Source organism: Corynebacterium sp. 11A, from assembly GCF_008930935.1.
Taxonomy (GTDB): Bacteria; Actinomycetota; Actinomycetes; order Mycobacteriales; family Mycobacteriaceae; genus Corynebacterium; species Corynebacterium megadyptis.
On sequence record NZ_PQMR01000010.1, the window covers coordinates 51,776 to 70,800 of the forward strand.

Annotated in this window: 16 protein-coding genes, 3 tRNA genes and 1 riboswitch; of the genes, 6 read left to right on the plus strand and 13 right to left on the minus strand. The window is 63.1% G+C overall.

Features of this window, described 5'->3' with window-relative positions:
- Positions 1-7 precede the first annotated feature (7 nt).
- Both GBB18_RS08175 and GBB18_RS08180 read right to left on the minus strand, forming a co-directional pair.
- Positions 8-712, minus strand: coding sequence for a uracil-DNA glycosylase (locus tag GBB18_RS08175; RefSeq protein WP_151550131.1), 705 nt, complete (start codon positions 710-712; stop codon positions 8-10).
- Between the two features lie 51 nt (positions 713-763).
- A complete protein-coding gene (locus GBB18_RS08180; RefSeq protein WP_151550130.1) occupies positions 764-1,774 on the minus strand; it encodes a thiamine-phosphate kinase in 1,011 nt (336 codons plus the stop codon).
- A gap of 158 nt (positions 1,775-1,932) precedes the next feature.
- Here GBB18_RS08180 and GBB18_RS08185 point away from each other — a divergent pair, with 158 nt between their 5' ends.
- On the plus strand, positions 1,933-2,928 hold the full coding sequence (locus GBB18_RS08185; protein WP_192795982.1) for a DUF3515 domain-containing protein: 996 nt from the start codon (positions 1,933-1,935) through the stop codon (positions 2,926-2,928).
- A gap of 13 nt (positions 2,929-2,941) precedes the next feature.
- Here GBB18_RS08185 and GBB18_RS08190 read toward each other — a convergent pair whose 3' ends face one another.
- The 5 genes from GBB18_RS08190 to GBB18_RS08210 all read right to left on the minus strand — a co-directional run bounded on the left by GBB18_RS08190 (position 2,942) and on the right by GBB18_RS08210 (position 8,426).
- Complete coding sequence (locus GBB18_RS08190) at positions 2,942-4,012, minus strand: ABC transporter substrate-binding protein (protein ID WP_151641351.1); 1,071 nt, start codon at positions 4,010-4,012, stop codon at positions 2,942-2,944.
- 15 nt (positions 4,013-4,027) lie between these two features.
- Positions 4,028-4,816, minus strand: coding sequence for an ABC transporter ATP-binding protein (locus GBB18_RS08195; protein WP_151641352.1), 789 nt, complete (start codon positions 4,814-4,816; stop codon positions 4,028-4,030).
- A gap of 7 nt (positions 4,817-4,823) precedes the next feature.
- Complete coding sequence (locus GBB18_RS08200) at positions 4,824-5,828, minus strand: iron ABC transporter permease (RefSeq protein WP_151550173.1); 1,005 nt, start codon at positions 5,826-5,828, stop codon at positions 4,824-4,826.
- Between the two features lie 156 nt (positions 5,829-5,984).
- A riboswitch (cobalamin riboswitch) is annotated at positions 5,985-6,126 on the minus strand.
- Positions 6,127-6,173: 47 nt separating this feature from the next.
- Complete coding sequence (locus tag GBB18_RS08205; protein WP_151641353.1) at positions 6,174-7,286, minus strand: D-alanine--D-alanine ligase family protein; 1,113 nt, start codon at positions 7,284-7,286, stop codon at positions 6,174-6,176.
- Positions 7,287-7,427: 141 nt separating this feature from the next.
- Positions 7,428-8,426: an NAD(P)H-dependent glycerol-3-phosphate dehydrogenase gene (locus tag GBB18_RS08210; RefSeq protein WP_151641354.1), complete on the minus strand. Its 999-nt coding sequence runs from the start codon at positions 8,424-8,426 to the stop codon at positions 7,428-7,430.
- A gap of 157 nt (positions 8,427-8,583) precedes the next feature.
- Here GBB18_RS08210 and GBB18_RS08215 point away from each other — a divergent pair, with 157 nt between their 5' ends.
- Positions 8,584-9,972 carry a YdiU family protein gene (locus tag GBB18_RS08215; protein WP_151641355.1) on the plus strand — a complete coding sequence of 463 codons (1,389 nt, stop codon included), beginning with the start codon at positions 8,584-8,586 and terminating at the stop codon, positions 9,970-9,972.
- A 24-nt stretch (positions 9,973-9,996) separates the two neighbouring features.
- A complete protein-coding gene (locus tag GBB18_RS08220) occupies positions 9,997-10,995 on the plus strand; it encodes a bifunctional NUDIX hydrolase/histidine phosphatase family protein (protein ID WP_151641356.1) in 999 nt (332 codons plus the stop codon).
- A 100-nt stretch (positions 10,996-11,095) separates the two neighbouring features.
- Here GBB18_RS08220 and leuD read toward each other — a convergent pair whose 3' ends face one another.
- Together leuD and leuC are read right to left on the minus strand one after the other, a co-directional pair.
- Positions 11,096-11,683, minus strand: a complete 588-nt coding sequence (leuD, locus tag GBB18_RS08225) for a 3-isopropylmalate dehydratase small subunit (RefSeq protein WP_151530294.1) — start codon at positions 11,681-11,683, stop codon at positions 11,096-11,098.
- Positions 11,684-11,713: 30 nt separating this feature from the next.
- Positions 11,714-13,132 carry a 3-isopropylmalate dehydratase large subunit gene (gene leuC / locus GBB18_RS08230; RefSeq protein ID WP_151550123.1) on the minus strand — a complete coding sequence of 473 codons (1,419 nt, stop codon included), beginning with the start codon at positions 13,130-13,132 and terminating at the stop codon, positions 11,714-11,716.
- A 229-nt stretch (positions 13,133-13,361) separates the two neighbouring features.
- Here leuC and GBB18_RS08235 point away from each other — a divergent pair, with 229 nt between their 5' ends.
- Positions 13,362-14,087, plus strand: coding sequence for an IclR family transcriptional regulator (locus tag GBB18_RS08235; RefSeq protein ID WP_151550122.1), 726 nt, complete (start codon positions 13,362-13,364; stop codon positions 14,085-14,087).
- 90 nt (positions 14,088-14,177) lie between these two features.
- Here the strand turns inward: GBB18_RS08235 and GBB18_RS08240 are convergent.
- Positions 14,178-14,250 (minus strand) — tRNA-Glu (locus GBB18_RS08240).
- 850 nt (positions 14,251-15,100) lie between these two features.
- Here GBB18_RS08240 and GBB18_RS08245 point away from each other — a divergent pair.
- Complete coding sequence (locus GBB18_RS08245; protein ID WP_151641357.1) at positions 15,101-15,514, plus strand: Rieske (2Fe-2S) protein; 414 nt, start codon at positions 15,101-15,103, stop codon at positions 15,512-15,514.
- Positions 15,515-15,636: 122 nt separating this feature from the next.
- Positions 15,637-17,001, plus strand: coding sequence for an MFS transporter (locus GBB18_RS08250; protein ID WP_192795983.1), 1,365 nt, complete (start codon positions 15,637-15,639; stop codon positions 16,999-17,001).
- Positions 17,002-17,171: 170 nt separating this feature from the next.
- On the opposite strand, the gene GBB18_RS08255 is transcribed toward GBB18_RS08250, so the two are convergent.
- From GBB18_RS08255 to gltX, 3 genes are all read right to left on the minus strand, one after another.
- A tRNA-Glu gene (locus tag GBB18_RS08255) sits at positions 17,172-17,244 on the minus strand.
- A 35-nt stretch (positions 17,245-17,279) separates the two neighbouring features.
- A tRNA-Gln gene (locus GBB18_RS08260) sits at positions 17,280-17,351 on the minus strand.
- Between the two features lie 128 nt (positions 17,352-17,479).
- On the minus strand, positions 17,480-18,976 hold the full coding sequence (gene gltX / locus GBB18_RS08265; protein WP_151641358.1) for a glutamate--tRNA ligase: 1,497 nt from the start codon (positions 18,974-18,976) through the stop codon (positions 17,480-17,482).
- Between the last annotated feature and the right edge of the window lie 49 nt (positions 18,977-19,025).

The following is a 19,025-nucleotide window of genomic DNA, read 5'->3' on the forward strand; positions in this document are numbered from 1 at the left end:
CTACAGTCTAGTGTTTCGGCTGGGATGCGTGGGTGGGGTGTGTATCGAGTCGCCAGTCTATGGGCGTGGCGCCGAGGGTGCTGAGGATTTCATTGGTGCGGGAGAAGGGGCGGGAGCCGAAGAAGCCACGGGAGGCGGACAGGGGCGAGGGGTGCGGCGAGCAGATGCAGGGAGTGTCGCCGAGGAAGCGTTGGGTGTTTTGGGCGTCGCGTCCCCACAAGATGGCCACCAGCGGAGTGTCGCGTTCGGCGAGGGCGGTGATGGCGCATTCGGTGACGTCTTCCCAGCCGTGGCCGCGGTGGGAGCCGGCGCGCCCCGGGCTGACGGTGAGTACGCGGTTAAAGAGTGCGACTCCTTGCTCGCACCAGGCGCTCAAATCGCCGTGTTCTGGCGGGGTGATGCCGAGATCGGAGTGGAGTTCGGTGTAGATGTTGTTCAGGCTGCGCGGCAGGGGGCGCACATCGGGTTGGACGGAAAAGGACAATCCCATGGCATGACCGGGGGTGGGATAAGGGTCTTGGCCGACGATGAGCACCTTGATCTCGTCGAAGGGATAGTTGAAGGCGCGCAGCACGTCGCTGCCGGCGGGCAGATAGCCGCGCCCAGCGGCGTTTTCGGCGCGGAGAAACTCTCCCAGCCGGTGGATGGTCTCGGCGACGGGGGCGAGTACGGGCGCCCAACTGTCGTGTACGGGCAAGTCGGTGGTGGTCATGGCGGTGCCTTTAACGTCGTGGTGGATGCGGTGTGGATGGGCCGGGATGGCTTAGGGGCTGTGCCGGTCTGCGGGTCTGCTGGAAAAGGTACTCCAGCCATCGGCAAAGCGGGCAGGCTCGCCATCGACGGTGACGGGATAGGGAGCGCGGCCGCGCACGACTTCGCCAATCACGCGGAATCCACTCGGGGCTTCGCCGGCGGTGGTGGCGATGATGGCGTGGTCTTCTCCCCCGCCGAGTACCCATTCCCAGGGGTCGCGGTCGAGGAGTTTTGCGGCGCGGCGCATGGTGGCGCTCGGCGCGATGGCGGCGCCGAAGAGGTTGATGCCGACGCCCGAGTGATAGGCGATGGCGTGGCAGTCGGTGTAGAGGCTATCGGAGGTATCGGTCATCGCGGTGGCCCCGGTGGCGCGGGCGATCACCCCGCGTTTGGGCTGCAGTTCTGGGGCGCAGTGGGAGCGCACGAGGTGGCGGAACTCATCCGGGATCCCAGCGGGGCCGAGCTCGGAGAGGAGGGCGAGCCCGGCGGCGGATTCCCCGAGGGCTCCCGAGGCCACTACTTTCTGCCCGACGCGCGCCTTGGATAGCGTGGTGGCGGGCAGATTGCCGCCGAGCTGCCCGGTGGCGGTGATGGAGATAATCAGTTCCTCGGATTCCACGAGATCGCCGCCGACGAGTTCGGCGTTGTGCTTGGCGGCTTCCTCGGCGATGCCGTGGGCGAGTTCTTCCACGAAGCTCACCGGGGTGACGGCGGGGGCGCCGAGCGCCAGCAGTGCGGCGACGGGACGCGCCCCCATGGCTTCGATATCGGCGAAGTTCGCCACGATCGCTTTGCGGCCAATATCGTGGGCGCTGGACCAGTCGAGCCGAAAATGCCGGTTGCCCACCAGCATGTCGGTGGTGACTACGGTGCGGGTATTGGGTACGGGGTGGCCGAGCACTGCGGCGTCATCGCCATTGCGGGCCGAGGGCGCGGCGCGCAGGATCGCCGCGATCGCGCCTTTTTCTCCTAGGTCGGCGAGTGTTGGCCCGCCGTAGCGGGTGGGAAAGGTCACGGGCATCGTGTTATGCCACCGTCCTCGTTGTGTGGGTGTTCATCCGTGGCGCCGCCGCTGCACGCTGCGCGACTCGTCGGTGTCCCGCCCCGCGGGCGTAAGGGCGCCGCATTTGATGCTATCCGATGCTCAGCCGCGACGGGCTGCGGGTAGAGTTTGTGGCTATGAGCAGCTCCCGTACTGAGACTCCCGCCTCTGATATTCCTCGGCGTCCCATCATTATCGCGCTAATGCTTTCGATTCTTCTCACCATTGCGGTGCTCGTCGGCACTAAGTGGCTTTTCGGCGATGGCCGCGATCCCGTAGCGCTGTCTGAATTGCCCTCTGATCAGGCCGATTCAGCGGAGTGCTCGGCGCTTATCGACGCTCTCCCGGAGTCACTCAACGGCCTGAAAAAGGCGCGCCTCGTGGAACCGGTACCGGCCGGGGCCTTCGCGTGGTCGGGCACCGATAATCAGCGCATCACCTTGCGCTGCGGTGTGCAGCCCCCAGCCCAGTACACCACCCTAGCCCGCACCGAGGATATTGCCGGCCGCGAGTGGTTGCGGGTCAAAGACGCCACCACCGGCTCGACCATGCAAACCTGGTATCTCGTGGGTGCTACCCCCACGGTGGCGGTGACCGCCGATGCTCAATCCTTGGGGGATGCCCCCAACCCGGTGGCGGATCTCGACGCTGCCCTAGCACCGATTCAGGGCGAGCGCTTGTCCCCTGCTGCCGCCCCCTTGGCGCAGCTGGACTCCCCCGATGCCGACAATCCGCGCTGTGCGGCCTATGAGCAGGCGCTGCCGAGCGTGCTGGAGACTTCCTCGGGCACCTACCGTCTGGTTAAGGGCTCGGAGCTGATCGCCGCCGGCTATCCGCAGGATCCGCAGAACACGGTGGCGTGGATGCCGGACGACGATGGCCTAGAGCCGATTGTCACCCGCTGCGGCCTGGCGGAGCCGGCCGGCTATGAGCCCGGCGAGCAGCTGCAGCAGATCAATGACATCCCGTGGTTCAATGACACCCAATTGGCCAATGGAACGACCCAAGGCGTGTGGTACGCCCTGGGCCGTGATGTAGCTATTGCGGTGGCCATGCCCCAAGCTGTGGGTCAGACCGTGTTTGTGGATATCGGATACGTCATCACCGACACCACCGCCACGGTCGCCCGCTAGGCCGGCACCTGTTTTAGGAATCGATACGGACGTTGAGGCTGGGCTGGATATCGGATTCCGGTACCAGCCCATACTCCTCTAGCCCCTTGCGTACGAGCTCGGCGCCGTCGATATTGAGCGGCCCGGAGGTCCACAGCGCATAGGGCAGATTAATGAAGCGTTCCTGCTGCACCGCCTCGAGATCCTTGGTGGCGGGGTTCTTCTTCAGCTGCTCTACCTTTTGCTCGAAGCTCTGGCCGGGATAGTCGACGAAGACAAACACATCGGGCTGGGCGTCGGCGAGGGTTTCCCAGCCAACCTCCACCCAGGTGTCATCGAGATCGTCTGTTGCGTAGTCCGCACCGGCAGCCGCCACCATTTCTGCGGGAGCGCCCTTCGCGCCGGAGGTAAACACCGCATCGGTGCCGGAGTCGTAGAGGAAGACCACCGGCTTGTTCTCTGCCTGCGGGGCGTTACTCAGCGCCTCGATACGCGCATCCATATCGGCGATCACGTCTTCGGCCTTATCCTCACGGCCGGTGATCGCACCGACGTTGCGCAGATCGCTGCGCACCGCATCCCACGGGTTTTCCACGCCGCGGGCCGTCGATCCTTCCTGGCGGCAGGCCTCGGTGAGGATATAGGTGGAGATATCGTGCGTGGCTAGGGAGTCGGGGGTGATGTTTTTATCCTCCCCCAGCCCATAGCCCCAGCCGCCGTAAAACACCTGCGGGGAGGCGGCCACGATTTGTTCCAGGGAGGGATACTTTTCGCTGATCTCCTTTAAGTTATTGACCTTCTCGCCATACTTTTCGACAAGCACGTCGCGGTCTCGGTTCAGGCTGGACACCGCCACCAGCTCATCTTGGGCATCGAGAGCCAGGTTGAGCGCGATGAGGTTGCCATCATTGGCCAGGCCGGCGGCCTTTTTCGGAAAGCGCACCTCCTCGCCGCAGTTGGTGACGGTGACCGTCTCGCCGGAGTGGTCGGTGGCATCGTTGGGTGCTGCGGGGTTCTCGGCGCTGCCGCCGCCGGAGCAGGCGCTCAGAAGAACAGTGGCGCTGCTCAGGGCGGCGACAAGCGCGACGCGATAAGGCTGTGACATGTGTTTGTACGCATCCTATGGGTTGGAGGAATCAGGACGGGTGTGTACCCCATCGACAACGAGGTGCGGGTGGCGCAGCCCCTGCCGCACAATCACCGAATCCACGCCAAATACCGTGCGCACCCGCGCCGCGTTAAGCACCTCGGTGGGGCTGCCGCAGGCAAGAACCTCGCCGTTGTGCAACACCAGGCAGATATCGAAATGCGTGAGCGCCAGGTCGAGGTTGTGGATCGTGGAGATGATTGTTGCGCGAGTCGAGCGCATGAGTTTCAAGACGCTGAGCTGGTGCTCCACGTCGAGGTGATTGGTGGGTTCATCGAGCAGGATCAAACCGGTGTCTTGGGCGAGGGCGCGAGCGATAAACACGCGCTTGCGCTGCCCTCCCGAGAGCTGATTGCAGGTGCGTTCGGCCAGATCGGTCACGCCCACCCGCTGCATCGCTTTCTCGGTGGCCTCGCGGTCTACAGCCGACGGCGGCCGCCACACCGATTGGTGCGGCAGACGCCCCAGCGCCACCGTTTGGCGCACGGTGAGCCCCTCCGGAACGGTCTCTTCCTGGCCGACATAGGCCAGCATCTGGCCCCTGTGCTTCGCGCTCAACGACGCCAGCGGCGTGTCATCGATGCGCACCTGGCCGCGGGAAGGGAGAAAACCCGCGATGCTGCGCAGCAATGTCGTTTTGCCGGCGCCATTAGGGCCAACAATGGCGACCATGGCGCCAGGCTCCACGCTGAGGGTGACGTTGCTGAGAATAGGGGTGGCGTCGATAAGACAATCCAGCTGCTCGAGATGGAGACTACGCATCAGAGTTCTAGGCCTCCTTAGCGAAGCTATACGAGCTCGACCTGCCCATGATGAACAGGAACAAGGGCGCACCAATAATGCCGGTGACTACTCCGAGGGGAATTTCCTGCGCGCCTGCGACAACGCGCGAAGCCATATCCACCCAGAGCAAAAACAGCCCGCCACCGAGCATGGCGATGGGCACCAACCTGCGATGCGTTGGACCCACTAGCATGCGTGCCAAGTGCGGCACCACGAGACCGACAAAACCGATCCCGCCGGACACCGCGACGAGCACGCCCACGAGCACCGCTTGGAGAAGGAACAGAGATGCTCGGAGCTTATCGACGTCCACTCCTACGCTTGCGGCCACATCCTCCCCCGATGCCAAGGCATCGAGACGAGGACCGAGGACGAAGAGAATGACAGCGGCCAGAAACGTCGCCACCACCGGGATGCCTAGTTTGATCCACTGCGCCCCTGCGACAGAGCCCAGCATCCAAAACATCACCGATTGCGCGGCGCGCGGATCGGGACCGATGAACACGAGAAAACTGGCGAGGGCTGAAAAGGCGCTCGCGAGCACGACACCGGTGAGAATCAGCCGCAAGGGGGTAATGCCGCCCTGCGCATAGGTGATCCCATACACCGCCATAGTGGCCACGAGCGCACCAATCAGCGCCCCGCCAGAAAGTGCCCACACCCCTAATGAGGAGAAAATGCCTAGAGTAATAACGGCTGTCGCGCCGACGCTAGCGCCGGAGGACACGCCCAACAGATAGGGATCAGCCAGAGGGTTACGCACCAGAGTCTGCATGGCCACACCGGCCAGCGCGAGCCCAGCGCCGACGATGAGAGCAAGCAGGCCTCGCGGCGTCCGCAGCTGCCACACAATGGTCTCCACCGACTGCTCCGGCACCGTGGCCGAAGACAGGCCCAGCTTCGACTGCATCACAGCAGCCACATCACCGAGCGGGATGGTGACCGATCCCACCGCCACCGAAGCGACGGCTGAGACCGCAATGAGCAGCATCAGCACGGCCACTAGGGCCGTGTAGCTGCGTCGAAAAATCGACACGCCAGCAACAATCCTTCACTGCTAGGCGACCTAAGGAATACGAGATACTCGCTTCCCCACGCGAGGCCGAAAACCTAGCCATCAAGTGGTTCACACACTTTCTTTCAGCTGCCTTTAACGTTGGCCGAGGGCAGGCATTCGGACTTGTCCACATATCCTCGCCGTAAGAGCGAAGCGCGGCTTACCGTTGCGCGTCAGTTCTGGAGTTGCACCAGATTCCCCTGCGGGCTCGACCCAGCAGCGACTTGTATCTTACACCGCGGATGAGTGGCTGCGAATAAGCGTCGATAAGCGCCGCAGCTAGCGGCGAGAAAGCGCCTGCTGAATCACAATATCCAGCAGCTCAGCGTAGGGCACGCCAGAGGCTTCGAAAACCTTGGGATACATCGAGATCGGCGTAAAACCGGGCATGGTGTTGATCTCGTTGAGCACCGGACCGGAGTCGGTGACGAAGAAATCGACGCGCGCCAAGCCCGTGCAATTCAGGGCGTGGAAGGTTTCCACAGCCAGCGACTGGATCAGCTCCGTGGTCTCCTCGCCGACCGGCGCCGGGATCGCGGCAGAGACCACATTGTCGAGGTATTTGGTGTCGAAGTCGTAGAAGCCCTCATCGCCGTCCTCGGTGCCGATGAGCTGCGCCGGAACCGAAGCCACCACCTCGCCCGAGGGGTACTGCAGCACGCCGCACTCCACCTCGGCGCCGCGGATCTCGGCCTCCACGATCACCTTTTCGTCATAGTCCACCGCCGCCTGATAGGCCGCGGGGAACTCCTCCCAAGACTCCACCTTGGAGATACCGATCGAGGAACCGCCGCGAGCCGGCTTGACGAACACCGGCAGCCCCAGTAGCTCCTTTTCTGCCACGCTGAGCTCGCCGCGCTGCCGCAGCACCACCTCGCGCCCCACGGGCAGCCCCGAGGCGCTCATGAGTTTCTTCGTGTATTCCTTATCCATCCCGGCCGCCGAGGCCAGCACCCCAGCGCCCACATAGGGCACCCCAGAGAGCTCAAAGAGACCCTGGATGGTGCCATCTTCACCGAACTTGCCGTGCAGTACCGGCACGATCACATCCACGCGATCATAGAGCTGCCCGGCGCGCTCGCCGCTGCTATAGCGGAACTCGCCGCGCCGGTTGGGATCCACCGAGAGCTGAACCTCCTCGGTGTGTTCCACCACGGGTAACTCGCGACCGGCGGCGCGGAGCGTGTGGGGATCGGATTGCCCCACCACCCAGGCGCCTTCGAGGGTGATGCCCACCGGCACGACGCGATAGGTTTCTGCATCGAGGTGACTCATCACCGCCGAGGCCGAGATACAGGAAATCGAGTGCTCGGAGCTGCGGCCGCCATAGACGACGGCAACAGAGGTACGGGTGTCAGTGGCATCGCTGGCAAAAGAGGTAGGAGCAGTCATCTCGGTCTTTCATATCTCGGCTGTAGTGACGGGCTGTGGGTACGGGCTGTGTTGCGGGGCTGTCCGCCTGCTGCGGCGCAGGCACACAGCACTACATCGCACACCGGTGAACGGGGTGGGTGCCGAACCGCTGCGATTGTACTACTCGGACTTCTTCGAACGCCCCATCAGCGCACCCACCATGGTGTCCACATCCATTCCCTCGTGGCACACCATGTAGACGGCGTGAGTGATGGGCATGTCCACCTCATGCCGCTCGGCGAGGCGGAACACCGACTCCGAGGAAGTCACGCCCTCGGCAACCTGCCCCGAGGTGGCGTGGGTGGCCTGCTCAAGCGAATCGCCTCGGCCGAGGCGGGCACCGAAGCTGCGGTTGCGAGACAACGGCGAGCTACAGGTGGCGACCAAATCGCCCAATCCTGCCAGCCCGGCAAAGGTGCGACTATCGGCCCCAACCGCCACGCCCAGTCGGGCGATCTCGGCGAGGCCGCGCGTGATCAAGCTCGCGGTGGTGTTCTCCCCTAGCCCTTTGCCATTGGCCATGCCGCAGGCCAAGGCAATGACGTTCTTGCACGCCCCGCCGAGCTCGGTGCCGATCACATCGGTATTGGTATAGGGCCGGAAGTAGGGCGCCGAGCAGGCCGCCTGGGCGTATTTGGCGTTGTCCTCGTTGGTGCAGGCGATCACGGTGGCAGCGGGCTGTTCCATGGCCACCTCGCGGGCCAGGTTTGGCCCCGAGAGCACGGCGATGCGCTCCGGCTCGATGCGTCCAGCCTCGGCGATCACCTCGCTCATCCGCATCAAGCTGCCGTGTTCCACACCCTTGGCGAGGCTGATGACGATCGCCTTCCGCGGGATGAGCTCGACCCACTGCTCCACATTGGCGCGCAGTGTTTGGGAGGGAACGCCCAAGACCACGATATCGGCGCCGGCGAGGGCGCGGGCGGCATCGGCTGTGGCGGTCACGGACTGGGGCACGCTGAGCCCAGGCAGGTAGTCGAGGTTCTCACGCATGATCTGTATGGATTTCGCCACCGATTCCCGGCGCGCCCAGAGGCGCACGGTGGCTCCGGCATCGGCGAATACCTTGGCTAGGGTGGTGCCCCAGCTTCCTGCGCCCATCACTGTCACGTTGACCATGAACCCTGTTGTGTCCTTCCCGAGGTATCTGCTCGTTGCGGTGGTAGCTGCACCGTGCCGAAGCGGGCGCGCAGTGGCGTCGCCGCAGACAGTGCTGCATCTGCGTGCGAGTCTACCGAGCATTGCCGTGCAGCCGTGCACAGTACACTGGGGCGGTATGTCTAGTCCTGTCTTGCGCGCCGAGTTTGCCAAGAGCTTCCCCGATCTCTGCCTTGAGTGGCAGGCAGCTGAATATCCCGATGCCTCGCTGCTGCAACTCAACGAACCCCTCGCGGCGGAACTGGGATTGGATCCGCAGTGGCTGCGCACGGATGCGGGGCTGGATTTTCTGTGCGGGCGGGCCAGCGGCTGCTATACCCAACCGGTGGCCCAGGGCTATGCGGGCCACCAGTTTGGCCAGTTCAATCCGCAGTTGGGCGATGGTCGCGCACTGCTGCTCGGCGAGCTTGACACGCCCAGTGGGCTGGTGGATCTTCACCTCAAGGGCTCTGGGCCCACCCCGTTTTCGCGGGGCGCGGATGGCTATGGGGCGCGCGGGCCGATGCTGCGGGAGTATCTGATCTCCGAGGCGATGCACGCTCTCGGCATCCCATCCACACGGGTGCTCGCGGTGATTGATACCGGCCGCAGCGTGCTGCGTAGTGGCCCTGAGCGCGGGGCGATGATTGTGCGGGCGGCCAGCTCCCATATTCGCGTGGGCACCTTCCAGATGGCGACGGTACTCGGCGCCGAGGATGTCTTAGCCCAGCTGGTCGAGTATTGCCTCCAGCGGCACTATCCCGAACATGCCGGCGGCGGGGCGCTGGCTTTGCTGGAGCAGGTGATGAACACCCAGATGCACACCGTGGCGCAGTGGATGGGCGTGGGTTTTATCCACGGGGTGATGAACACCGATAACACCACGATCAGCGGCGAGACCATCGACTACGGCCCCTGTGCTTTCCTCGACGCCCACGCCACGGACGCGTGTTTCTCCAGCATCGACACCACCGGTCGCTACCGCTACGGCCAGCAGCCGGCGATCCTCGGCTGGAACATGGCCCGCTTCGGCGAGGTGCTGCTGCCGCTTATCGACGCCGACCCGCAGGCCGCCATCGCCCGAGCCCAAGAAGTCCTCAGCAGCCAAGGCAGCCGCTTCGAGGCCATCGCCACCGAGATGTGGGCCGCCAAACTCGGCATCAATGGCCGGCCGCAGGCGCCGCAGGTGGTCGCTCTCGCCCTGGATTATCTGCGCCGCGAACAGCCGGATCACACCACGTTTTTCGCCACCCTCGATGAGGACTACGCAGCAGAGCAGACGGATCCTCTGTGGCAGGCGTGGCGGGACTCTCAGCCGGATCCGCAGCGGCGTAATCCGGTGGTCATTCCCCGCAACCACGAGGTGGAACGCGCCCTCAGCGCGGCCGCCCAAGATCACTGGGAGCTGTGGGAGGCGCTGCTGCACGCGCTGCGCCACCCCTTCGATGCAGATGCCGCTTACCCGGAGCTGCTCGGGCCGGCACCTGCGGAGTGGACGGAGAACTTCACCACCTACTGCGGTACCTAATAGAGCCGTCCTACAATTGCAGCTATGGCTTCTCACGCGCAGGAAACTGATAAAGACCGCAAGAACAACGTGCTCGTCACGGGTCGACTGCAAAAAATTCCTTCCAATCCCTGCAAGGACATCACCCGCCCGACCCTCGCCGCGGGCGCGGTGCTGTGGCGCGGCGATCGTTCCCGCCCCGAGGAGATCGAGGTGGCGGTGATTCACCGCCCGCGCTATGACGACTGGTCTTTGGCGAAGGGCAAGCTGGACCCAGGCGAGTCCCTGCCGGTGACTGCCGCCCGTGAGATCGAGGAAGAAACCGGCTACGAGGTGCGCCTGGACAAGCTCATCGGCAAGGTCAGCTATCCGGTACACAAGCGCACCAAGGTGGTCTATTACTGGCTGGCCGAGGTCATCGGCGGCGAGTTCAGCGCCAACGATGAGGTGGACACGCTGCGCTGGCTGTCCATTGACGACGCCGCCTCGCTGCTGTCCTACCAGCTGGATGTAGATGTCTTGCGCAAGGCCGAGAAACGGCTGCTCCTTGCCCCGGATACCCGCGTCATTCTGCTGCGCCACGCCAAGGCCTATCAGCGGAAGAATTGGCAGGGCGATGACTCTATCCGGCCTTTGGATAAGAAAGGGCGTCGACAAGCGGAAATGCTGGTGCCTTTGCTCAGCGCTTTCCGCCCAGAGCAGCTGTATTCCGCCGAGCCTGATCGCTGCCAGGACACTATTGCCCCGCTGGCCGATGAGCTGGGCATGGATGTCACCGTCAATGAGCTCTTCGGCGACAATGCCTGGCTCTCGCAGATGACGAACTGCCACAGCGCCATCTCGGAGCTTTCCCGCAGCGGCACGATCTCTGTGGTCTGCTCCCAGGGCATCTGGATCCCCGATGTGGTGGCTTGGGCCGCGGCCCGTGGCCAGCTGCCGATCGATGAGATTAAGGCGAAGAAGGGCTCGATGTGGATGCTGGACTTCCGAGACGGGCAATTGGTGGGCGCGGACTATCTCGCCAGCGCCCTGCCGGTGAAATAACTGCCGCTTCGCCCGCATACACGACAAGGCCCCGCCGAGGTGGTATCCACCTGGCGGGGTCCTATGCTGCGTCGGGACGATGGCCCGCAACGGGGCGAGCTTAGAAGACCCGCGGCATGAAGGGCTTGCGCTGGGCTTCGAAACGCTCGATGGCTTCCTCATCGCGCAGGGTGAGGCTGATATCGTCGAGCCCCTCGATCAGCCGCCAGCGGGTGTAGTCATCCACCTCGAAAGGCAGGATGTGCTCACCGGCGGTGACGGTGCGGTCTACGAGATTGACCGTCAGCTTCAGGCCTGGGGTCTGCTCCATCAGCTTCCACAACAGCTCGATATCGCTGTGCTCCATCTGGGCGGCCAGCAGCCCAGCCTTACCGGCGTTGCCGCGGAAAATATCGGCGAAACGCGGGGAAAACACCACTCGGAAGCCATAGTCCATCAGCGCCCACACGGCGTGCTCACGCGAGGATCCGGTACCGAAGTCCTCGCCGGCGACCAGTACCGAGCCTGCTGCGTAGTCCTCTTGATTGAGCACGAACTCGGGGTCGCGTCGCCACGCGGCGAACAGCCCGTCCTCGAAGCCGGTGCGGCTAACCCGCTTGAGGTAGACGGCGGGGATGATCTGATCGGTGTCCACGTTCGACCGCTTCAGCGGCACGCCGACACCAGTGTGAGTGTGAAACTTCTCCATTGTTGTTCTCTTCTCCTAATGCGACGGTGCTTAGAGGTCAGCGGGCGATGCCAGGGTGCCGGCCACCGCGGAGGCGGCGGCCACTGCGGGTGAGACCAAGTGGGTGCGGCCGCCCTTGCCTTGGCGTCCCTCGAAGTTGCGGTTCGAGGTAGAGGCGCAGCGCTGGCCGGGCGAGAGCTGATCGGGGTTCATACCCAAACACATCGAGCAGCCGGGCTGGCGCCACTCGGCGCCGGCGGCGGTGATGATCTTGTCCAGGCCCTCGGCCTCGGCCTGTTCCCGCACCCGCTGGGAGCCGGGCACCGTGAGCATACGAACATTATCGGCCACGCGGCGGCCCTTGAGCACCTGAGCGACCGCCCGCAAATCCTCGATGCGGCCATTGGTGCAGGAGCCCACGAAGACCGTATCAATTGTCACCTCACGCAGCGGCTGGCCGGGAATCAAGCCCATATAGTCGATGGCCTTCTCCGCGGCCGAGCGCTCGTTTTCGTCGCTGATCTCCTCTGGGTTCGGCACACACTCTGCCAGCGGCAAACCCTGACCCGGGTTGGTGCCCCACGTGACGAAGGGGGTGAGGGCGTCGCCGTCGATGGTGACGACCTTGTCATAGCTCGCGCCCTCATCGGTGCGCAGGCTGGACCAGTATTCGACGGCCTGATCCCACAGCTCGCCCTCGGGCGCGTACTGCCGGCCCTTGATGTAGTCGAAGGTGGTCTGGTCGGGGGCGATCATGCCGGCACGGGCGCCCGCCTCAATCGACATATTGCAGATGGTCATGCGCTCTTCCATCGACAGCTTCTCGATGGCCTCGCCGCAATATTCAATAATGTGACCCTGGCCACCGCCGGTGCCGATCTGCGCGATGATCGCGAGAATCAGGTCCTTGGCGGTCACGCCCTCGCCGAGAGTGCCAGTGACATTAACGGCCATGGTCTTAAAAGGCTTCAGCGGCAGCGTCTGGGTGGCCATCACATGCTCCACCTCAGAGGTGCCGATGCCGAAGGCGATCGCACCGAACGCACCGTGGGTGGAGGTGTGCGAATCGCCGCACACCACCGTCATACCGGGCTGGGTGAGACCGAGCTGCGGCCCCACCACGTGCACGATGCCCTGTTCTTTATCCGCCATAGGGTGCAGCCGCACCCCGAACTCCTCGGCATTGGTGCGTAGTGTCTCCACCTGAGTGCGCGAGATTTCGTCCTTGATCTCCAGGATGGAACCGGTAGTGATGCCCTCCGTCGGAACGTTGTGGTCCTCGGTGGCCAGGGTGAGCTCGGGGCGGCGCAAGGATCGCCCCGCCAGCCGCAAACCATCGAACGCCTGCGGGGAGGTGACCTCGTGAAGAAGCTGCAGATCGATGTAGATGAGATCGGGTTTTCCTTCTTCACCGTGGGTCACGATGTGGTCGTGCCACACCTTTTCCGCCAGCGTTTTGGGGCTGGTCATATGATCACCGTTACCTTTCACTATGGTGCCTGCCGCAGCAGAACTGTCGTGTCTGCGTGTGCCGCGGCGCGACTGAATGCACGGACGAGGGTTGTCCTCGGCATGTTCTGGCTGCGCATCTCATGCTCAACGTGGGGCTGGCACGCTGGGTCTGGGCGGTGGTCAGGACACCCCGCCCAGCTCCAACCAGAAACTAGCCTCTCACGATATGGGATGATAATATCGTGTCATGGGAAAGTTTAACTCACTTGATGGGCAACAGTCCAGCGGAATCAAAGTACTGGACCGCACAGTACTTATCCTGAACACCGTCGCGAATTCGCCCCAATCCCTCAGCGAGCTGTGCGAACGCACCCAGCTTCCCCGCGCCACGGCACACCGGCTTGCCACGGCCCTAGAAATGCACGATCTCCTGAGCCGCACCTCCGATGGCAAATGGTCCATCGGGTCCGCATTGCGCGCGCTCGGCGCCTCGAGCTCCGACAAGCTTATCGACGCCGCCGCGCCCATCATGGCCAACCTGATGGAGACTACGCAGGAGTCCGTGCAACTATATCGCCTCAACGGAACGATGCGTACCTGCGTGGCCGCCCAGGAACCCTCCTCGGGACTACAAAACACCGTGCCCGTGGGCTTTCGCATGCCACTGACCGCGGGCTCGGCCGCGCGCGTCTTCGTGGCCTATGCTCCACCGCATCTGCGCGACACCATTCTGCGCGATGCCCACTTCACCACCACCGACCTCGAGCAGGTGCGCGCCCAAGGCTACGCAGACTCCGTCTCCGAGCGCGAGGTCGGACTTGCCAGCGTCTCCGCGCCCATCTTCGACGGCAATGGCGAACTCCTTGCCGTCCTATCGGTCTCCGGCCCCGCCGAGCGGCTTGGCCCCAACCCTGGGGCACGGCACGGGCAGGCTCTACTCGAGGCCTCCCGCCAGCTCAGCGGCACCGCCTAAACGCCGGCGAACGGCACAGCCGACATAAGAAAACACCTCCTCCCTTCTATCTTTCGGAAAAGACAGGTCAGGGAGGAGGTGTGCGCTTTGTACCCCGTACGGGATTTGAACCCGTGTTACCGGCGTGAGAGGCCGGCGTCCTAGGCCACTAGACGAACGGGGCCTTGGATCGCTTCGAACTGCTCGTTCGTTGCTTGCATAAAGTTACACGACGGGTACAAAGAAATAGAAATCGCCCCCTTCAGCTGCGAAAATAAGCACTGGGGGCGGCGTCGATAAGGCGTGGGGTGCACGCGCACGCGCGGGGCGTCTTCGGCGGTAAGTAAAGACGCCCCGCGCGGACATTAGTGTGAAAACCGATCCATGAACGCTCGGAGCCTGCGCGACTGCGAGTTCACGATAACGACAGGGTGCGGAAGTGTCGTGACCCCAGTGTGGTGCTCTCACCGTGGGCCCGTCCGCTATCTCTGCATCAGAGTCAGGTGTCGAGGTGATCTATGCGCAATCCGTAGACCATCGAGGAGGTCTCGGTGAACAGAGTCACGATAAACATTCACCTTCGCTTAGCTCTACCCTCGCACATCTCTAGCGCGGAGAGGGATTAGATTATGGCAATGCTCGCTACGAAGGGGACGTGCGACGCTGTTACTAGAAAAGACGCTGCTTCAGCCATCCACTCTCCTTTGCTGACATTAAATTCCTCTGAACAGGTATGCGATATATCGCCGAGAATCTCACCCGATGCACGCCGTAGCGGTGGCGACCCGCTGCGACTCCGACAACCCCGTCCTAGGCGCTGGTGGTTATCCTAAAAATCCGTGTGAACTTCTCACCCCTCACTCTAGACCTCCGGCCGCGGCGGGGGAAGAGATTCGAGATTTTTTCCCCATCGACCTTCTGCTTTTACCCCATGGCGCCACCCCCGCGCTGGGGCAGGCAAATGGGCGCACCGGCACCCGTTTTAAGGAGCACCTCAATTTTCCCACGCGCTGAGCTGGGGTAGCGTGAGGATCATGAGTGGTTTTGATACGTCCCGCTTCCCCTGTTCGCGGCGCAGCTTCCTCAAAGGCATCGCCGCCGCCACTGCCGCGACCGCCTCGGGCGCCCTCCTCGCTGCCTGCGGCAGCCCTGAGACCGCCGCGCAGGTGGATTCCGCATCGATTCCAGTGGGAGGTGCCGTATTCATCGACGGCTGGGTTGTTGCACAGCCAGAAGAGGGTGTGTTCACCGCCTATTCCGCCACCTGCCCACACGCCCAGGGCCCCATCGATCATCTCGAGGACGTCAACGGCGAACACGTCGCGGTCTGCTCCAAGCACATGTCCAAATTCAGCCTGACCGATGGTTCGGTAATCGAAGGCCCCTCGAGAGATCCGATGGTGCCCGCCACCATCGACAAAGCCGGCAACGAGTTGAACGTCTCCTAACGATCGAGTGTAGGTTGGGCACCAGATACGCAACCTTTCGCGGTAAGTCGTTTGGTTGTCCGCACTACCCTCTATGGGGGATAGAACAGGCACCATATCGGAGTCTGGTTTAGGCTCCCTCTATGCACCACGCCGATATCGACTCCACGTCATCTGCTACTACGCATCAGCCCGCGCCCTCGCGCACGGAGCGCCTAGATTCTCTTCCCGTGACCAGAAAACACGCTCAAATTTTGGGCGGCTCTGGAATTGGATGGGCGCTCGACGCGATGGACGTCGGGCTTATTTCTTTTATCATGGCGGCCCTCGCCGCCCACTGGGGCTTGAGCCATACCGAAACATCGCTATTGGGATCCATCGGCTTTGTGGGGATGGCGATCGGTGCCACCTTCGGTGGTCTGCTCGCCGATAAATTTGGTCGCCGCTCCGTGTTCACCCTCACCTTGCTGGTATATGGCATCGCCACCGGCGCCTCCGCGCTTGCTGGCAGCCTCGCGGTCCTGCTTGTGTTCCGCTTCATCGTCGGCCTGGGGCTCGGCGCCGAGCTACCTGTGGCCTCCACCTTTGTTTCTGAGTTCGCTCCGCGCCGCATCCGTGGCCGCATGGTGGTCATCCTCGAGGCCTTCTGGGCGCTGGGTTGGATTCTCGCTGCCTGTATTGGCGCATTCGTGGTGGCCGCCGACGATAACGGCTGGCGTTGGGCTCTCGCATTGGGCTGTATCCCCACCGTTTATGCGCTCGTCGTTCGTTTTGGCATGCCGGAATCCGTCCGCTACCTCGAGGCCACGAACCGCCACGAGGACGCCGAGAAGGTCGTGCGCTCTTTTGAAGAGTCCCCCGCTCTCGGACGCCAGCCGCAGCACGACCGCGCAGTGGCAGCAATGGAACCCGAGGTGGCGAACGCCCACTCTATTTGGGCATCGCCGCTGCGACGTCGCACCGCAGCCCTGTGGACGGTCTGGCTCTGCATCAACCTCGCCTACTACGGGGCATTCATCTGGATTCCCTCGATTTTGCACGAGCAGGGTTTCACCCTCGTGAAATCCTTCACGTTCACCCTCATCATCACTCTGGCGCAGCTGCCCGGCTACGCCGCGGCCGCCTATCTGATTGAGCGTTGGGGCCGCCGCCTGACCCTAGCGGTCTTTCTTGCCGGTAGCGCCACCGCGGCGCTGAGCTATGGCTTGAGCTCGGCGGAATGGCAGATTATTGCCTCCGGCTGCTTCCTCAGCTTCTTCAACCTCGGCGCATGGGGCGCCCTCTATGCCATTGGGCCGGAGCTCTACCCCACTGCCCTGCGCGGCACCGGCACTGGGGCGGCCGCTGGTTTCGGCCGCATTGCGTCTATCGCCGCCCCGCTGATCGTTCCGCCTCTGCTCGCCTTCGGCGGGCAAGTCATGCTCTTTACCGTCTTCGGTATGGCGTTCGCGATCGCCGCAGCCGCGGCCTTAACGTTGCCGGAAAATACCAACGTGGCACTGGATTAGCCGCAACACCGCCGCTGTCACAACGCGTGAGATGGCGGGGTATACAAACGACAAGAAGGGGCGCCGAGTGCGCCCCTTCTTCCTGTCATGCGCCATAGAGAGCTCAGGACAAAGCAACAACCTCCCCTTCGCTTCCACCGAAATGAAAGTAAAGAGGAGGTTGTACGTTGTACCCCGTACGGGATTTGAACCCGTGTTACCGGCGTGAGAGGCCGGCGTCCTAGGCCGCTAGACGAACGGGGCATAGGAACCAGCATGAAGCGTACTTCATACTGAAGCTGGCCTACCAGGACTCGAACCTAGAATGACGGTACCAGAAACCGTTGTGTTGCCAATTACACCATAGGCCATCGCGCTCAGCTGCTGATTGCTATCAGCTCCTGCTGTGCAACGAGGAATACTATAACCATGACGGCTCTCATTGCACAAACCAGCAGCTCAAGCGGGATTTTAGAGTCTTAGCGAGGCCCCGATTGCGTTAGTTGGCGCTCTCCTCGCTCCACGGGGTGCGCGCCCGGGCAGCCCGCAGGCGAGCCAAGGTGGAGTCCTTGCCCACCAATTCCATGGACTCAAACAGCGGTGGCGACACCTGGGCGCCGGTGAGCGCCACGCGCAGGGCACCATAGGCCTTACGCGGCTTGAGCTCCAGCTCTTCAATCAGACGAGAGCTCAAGGCCGACTCGATCTGGACGGTCTTCCACTCCTCGAGCGGCTCGAGCACGGCGATCGCCTCGTCGAGGGCCTGGACAGCATCCTCCTTGAGGTTCTTGCGCGCTGCCTTCGGCTCCAACTCGAGGTCCTCATCGGCGACAACGAGGAAGCGCAGCAGCCCCCACGCATCGCCCAAGGTCTTGATGCGGGTCTGTACCTGCTCGGCAGCGAAACGGAAGGCGTCGTCGGGATACTCCGCCGGGAAGTCGTGGTACTCGCTGAGATAGGTGCGCAGGCGGGAGGCGAAATCGTCGAGCTCCAGCAGGCGGATGTGATCCGCGTTGATGGCCAGCATCTTCTTCTCATCGAAGCGAGCCGGGTTGGACAACACATCAGTGATGTCAAAATTCTCGACCAGTTGGGAGGTGGTGAAAATATCTTCATCCTTGCTCAGCGACCAGCCGAGCAGGGCAAGATAGTTGAGCATGCCCTCCGGGATGATGCCAGCATCGCGGTGGTTAAACAGATTCGACTGCGGATCGCGCTTCGAGAGCTTCTTATTGCCCTGCCCCATCACGAAGGGCATGTGACCGAACTCCGGCACGCGCTGGGCCACACCAATCTGCATGAGCGCCTCATACAGCGCGATCTGGCGCGGCGTAGAGGGCAGGAGATCCTCGCCACGCAGGACGTGAGTGACACCCATGATGGCGTCGTCCACCGGATTCACCAGGGTGTAGAGCGGCTGGCCATTGGAGCGGGCCACCACATAGTCCGGCTGGGTCTGGGACTTGAAGGAGATCTCGCCTCGCACCAAGTCATTCCACGCCCAGTCCTTATCCGGCATGCGCAGACGCCACACGGGCTTGCGACCCTCAGCCTCAAACGCGGCCTTTTGTTCCTCGCTGAGATCGCGGTCGAAGTTATCGTAGCCCAGCTTGGGATCGCGCCCTGCGGCCTTGTGGCGCTCCTCCACCTCCTCTGCGGTGGAGTACGCGGGATAGACCAATCCGGCGTCGATAAGCTTCGACAACACCTCCTTATAAATGTCGCCGCGCTGCGACTGACGATAAGGCTCGTGGGGGCCACCCTTTTCCACACCTTCGTCCCAGTCGATTCCCAACCAGTTCAAGGAATCGATAATGGCCTGGTAGGACTCTTCGGAGTCGCGGGCAGCATCCGTATCTTCAATGCGGAAGATCATCTTGCCGCCCGTGTGGCGGGCGTAGGCCCAGTTGAACAGGGCGGTGCGCACCATTCCGACGTGCGGAGTGCCGGTGGGCGATGGGGAAAAACGAACGACGACTTCTGAAGTATGAGACATGGTTGTCTAGTCTAGTAGCTTTCCCGTGGCCTGCATGAACTAGCATTAC